The 3,435-nt window shown below is 54.2% G+C and carries 2 protein-coding genes and 1 pseudogene; all 3 read right to left on the bottom strand.

Annotation, left to right across the window (positions count from 1 at the left end; translation table 11 throughout):
- The coding region (asnS, locus tag CPT76_RS04960; RefSeq protein WP_105442127.1) for an asparagine--tRNA ligase at positions 1-1,224 on the bottom strand (1,224 nt) is incomplete at its 3' end.
- Between the two features lie 44 nt (positions 1,225-1,268).
- A pseudogene (locus CPT76_RS04955) lies at positions 1,269-2,511 on the bottom strand (acetate/propionate family kinase).
- Positions 2,508-3,380, bottom strand: coding sequence for a 3-hydroxyacyl-CoA dehydrogenase family protein (locus tag CPT76_RS04950; protein WP_105442126.1), 873 nt, complete (start codon positions 3,378-3,380; stop codon positions 2,508-2,510). Before CPT76_RS04950 ends, CPT76_RS04955 begins: the two are co-directional and overlap by 4 nt.
- Positions 3,381-3,435: the final 55 nt, after the last annotated feature.

The following is a 3,435-nucleotide window of genomic DNA, read 5'->3' as shown; positions in this document are numbered from 1 at the left end:
GGCTACCGTCCGTTCCAGTCCGAGACCAAATCCGGAATGCGGCACGGTTCCGTATTTACGCAGGTCCAAGTACCATTGGTAGGCGTCCGTGGACAGCTCATGCTCCTTGAAGCGTTCCTCCAGCAGCTGCGGATCGTCGATCCGCTGCGAGCCGCCGATAATTTCGCCGTATCCTTCCGGAGCGATCATATCAGCACACAGCACGACGTCCGGACGGTTCGGATCCGGCTTCATATAGAACGCCTTGATGCCGACCGGATAGTGCGTAATGAACACCGGCTTGTCGTAATTTTCGGCAATCGCCGTTTCATGCGGAGCGCCAAAATCCTCGCCCCAAGGAATATCGAAGCCTTGTCCATGCAAAAATTCGATCGCTTCATCGTACGTGATGCGCGGGAACGGCGCCTGGATGTTCTCCAGCTTGGATACATCGCGTCCCACCGCTTCCAGCTCTGCGCGGCAGTTTTTGACGACGGACTGCACCACATGCGCAATGAACTGCTCCTGCACACGGAGGCTCTCTTCATGATCCGTAAATGCCATTTCCGGCTCGATCATCCAGAACTCAATCAAATGGCGCCGGGTTTTGGACTTCTCGGCACGGAAAGTCGGTCCGAACGAATACACCTTACCTAGGGCCATCGCCGCGGCTTCCATGTACAGCTGACCGCTCTGCGTGAGATAGGCGTCCTCCTCGAAGTATTTCGTATGGAACAGGTTCGTTGTCCCTTCGGCCGACGTCGGCGTCAAGATCGGCGGGTCCACCAGGGTGAAGCCGTTCTGGTCGAAGAACTCCTGCACAGCCCGGATAATTTCGGCGCGGATCACCAGGATCGCCCGCTGCTTGGACGATCTGAGCCACAGGTGGCGGTGATCCATCAAGAAGTCGACGCCATGCTCTTTCGGCGTAATCGGATAGTTCTCCGTCAGATGAATGATTTCCACATCCGTGACGGTCATCTCATAGCCGGACGGACTGCGCGGCTCCTCGCGCACGACGCCTGTGACGTACAGGGAGCTCTCCTGCGTCAAGCTTTTCGCGTCTTCCCATACTTTATCGGTGACTTCGCTCTTGACGACGACGCCCTGGATATATCCAGTGCCGTCGCGCAGCTGCAAAAATTGAATTTTACCGCTGGAACGCTTGTTGTTGATCCAGCTGCCAATCGTGACGGTTTCACCCACGTGCTTGCTTACGTCACGAATTACACATTTGGTGGCCATGCCTCAATCTCTCCCTTAACTTTACTTGCCTGTATCCCTTCAGCCTAGGCGTTCAAGGATTGAACGATCCGGTTGGTATCGCGGGCGATCACCAGTTCCTCGTTCGTCGGAACGACCAGCACTTCCACCTTGGAGTTCTTGGAAGAAATGCGGCGCGGTTCGCCGGAACGGACGGCGTTCAGTTCTTCGTCCAATTCCACGCCCAGGTAAGTCAAATTTTCGCATACTTTTTTACGCAAAACAACCGAATTCTCACCGACGCCCGCCGTGAAGACGATCACGTCCACGCCATTTAGCGCGGCAGCATATGAACCGATGTACTTGCGCAGACGGTATTCGTACATGTCAAAGGCCAGCTTGGAATGGGCATCGCCCTTCTCCATCCCTTCGGTAATTTCGCGCATGTCGCTGCTGATGCCGGAAATGGCCAATAGCCCGCTGTGCTTGTTCAGCATGGAGTTCACTTCGTTGACCGTCAGCTCTTCCTTGTTCATCACGTAAGGAACGATCGCCGGATCCAGGTCACCACTGCGTGTACCCATCATCAAGCCTTCGAGCGGTGTCATGCCCATGGAGGTGTCAACCGATTTTCCGCCATCCACGGCGGTTAGGCTGGCCCCGTTACCGATGTGGCAGGTAATGATCTTCAGATCCTCCAGCGGCCGGCCCAGGTACTCCGCTGCAGCTTTGCTGACAAAATCATGCGAGGTGCCATGCATACCGTAACGTCTGACTTTGTATTTGTTGTACAGCACTCTCGGAATGGCATACAGATAAGCCGTCTCCGGCATGGTCTGATGGAAGGCGGTATCGAACACGACAACCTGCGGAACGCCAGGCATATTCGCCTCCGTTGCTTTGATCCCCAGCATGGATGCAGGGTTATGAAGCGGTGCCAGATCGAACAGCTGGCGGATTTTAGACTTGGCTTCCGCATCCACCAGAGCGGATTCCTTGAAGAATTCTCCCCCGTGCACGACCCGGTGGCCGACCGCCTGGATTTCATCCACGGATTCGATCACGCCGTTCTCTTTATCCGTCAGCAGTGCAAGCACTTTGCGGATCGCCGTCGTATGCTCCAGAATTTCGCTGACCTCAGTCACGTCCGGACGGCCGGTAGGTTTATGGGTAACGATGGATGAGTCCATGCCGATCCGTTCTACGAGTCCTTTTGCAAGTACGCTTTCGTCTGTCATATCATACAGCTGGTAGTACGCTTTCGTCTGTCATATCATACAGCTGGTATTTCAGCGAGGAGCTGCCAGCATTGATTACCAAAATTTTCACACGCGGTCACCATCCTTGTCATACTTGAAGAAGCCTACTCCCGTTTTCACGCCCAAATGCCCGGCACGAACCATTTTCTTCAGCACGATGGACGGGCGGTATTTCAGTTCGCCGAACTCGCGGAACATGCGCTCCAGAGCGGCCAGGACCGAATCCAGACCGAAGCGGTCCGCCATTTCGAGCGGTCCATGCTGGAACGAATAGCCGATCCGCATAGCATCGTCAATATCCTCCGCGGAGGCGACGCCTTCCTGCAGGATATGCAGCGCTTCGTTAATCATCAGGCAGATCATGCGGCTCGTCACAAAGCCTGGGGACTCATATACCATGATCCCTTTCTTGTCCACGACTTCCTCCACAAAACGCTTCGTTTCCCCGAACGTGGAATCAGACGTCTTCAGGCCGCGGATAATTTCCACGAGGTCAACCTTGCTGACAGGATGGATAAAGTGCAGACCGATGACACGCTCCGGATACATCGTCGTGCTCGCAAGCTCCGTTAAGCTGAGCGTAGAAGTATTGCTGGCGAGAATAATATGATTAGGACACACTTGATCCAGCTGGGCAAATACTTCCTTCTTCGATTCGAGATCCTCCGAAATGGTCTCAATGACCATATCGCAGCTTCCCAGCTCGGCAAAATGGACCACCTTCTGGATTCGGCCCAAAATGAGCTTTTTCTCCGCCTGGGTGATCGCCCATTTCTCAAGCTGCTTATCGAGACTCGTTTCGATCATGCTGTACGAATAATCGAGTTTCTCCGGCGTTTTCTCGACCAGCAGAACGTCCAGGCCTCTGGCGGCCAGCATTTCGGCTATGCCTTGGCCCATCGTCCCCCCGCCGATAACACCAATTTTTTTAAAGTACATGTTTCTGCTCCACCTTCCATGGTCTTCTATATTTATTGTACCCTTCTTGTCGAAA

The organism is Paenibacillus sp. AR247 (assembly GCF_002968895.1).
In the GTDB taxonomy this organism is placed as follows: Bacteria; Bacillota; Bacilli; order Paenibacillales; family Paenibacillaceae; genus Paenibacillus_AQ; species Paenibacillus_AQ favisporus.
The sequence above is the reverse complement of the archived record's forward strand: the minus strand, read 5'-3'. Positions and strand labels throughout refer to the sequence as shown.

Coding starts and splice junctions, on each gene's coding strand:
- CPT76_RS04950 (WP_105442126.1), bottom strand. CDS start 3,380: ATGTACTTTAAAAAAATTGGTGTTATCGGCGGGGGGACGATGGGCCAA.